1 pseudogene is annotated in these 369 nt (G+C 33.6%); it reads right to left on the bottom strand.

Annotated features, from left to right (window positions below):
- Positions 1-369 (bottom strand): annotated as a pseudogene (locus BKH42_RS09720) (hypothetical protein); the annotation flags it as partial.

Raw genomic sequence — 369 nt, forward strand, 5'->3', positions numbered from 1 at the left:
AAAGAAGCTTGGTGGTTATTGTAATCTAAAATATCTTTAAAAGAAGGATGGTTTGAGTCTGTGTCTTTTGAGTATAAAGGATGGTTTTGATTGTTTTGGTTTAGAACATTTGCATTGTTTGCATTGTCCTGATTGTTTGGGCTATTTGTGTTGTTTTGATTGTTTGCTTGTGTGTTGTTTGCATTGTATCTTTGATAGTTAGGTTCTTTGAATCCAATGTTGTTGATTTGATTTTCATACCATTGTTTAGAAGAGATGGGAGCATAGGTGGTAGTGTTATCATTATGATGTGTGGCTCTGCCTTTTGTGTTTATAGAAGAGAATCCTAAGAAATTAGAGAGATGATAAGAGAAGTTTCCATAGGTTCCT

This window comes from Helicobacter sp. 13S00482-2 (genome assembly GCF_002272795.1).
Lineage (GTDB): Bacteria > Campylobacterota > Campylobacteria > Campylobacterales > Helicobacteraceae > Helicobacter_J.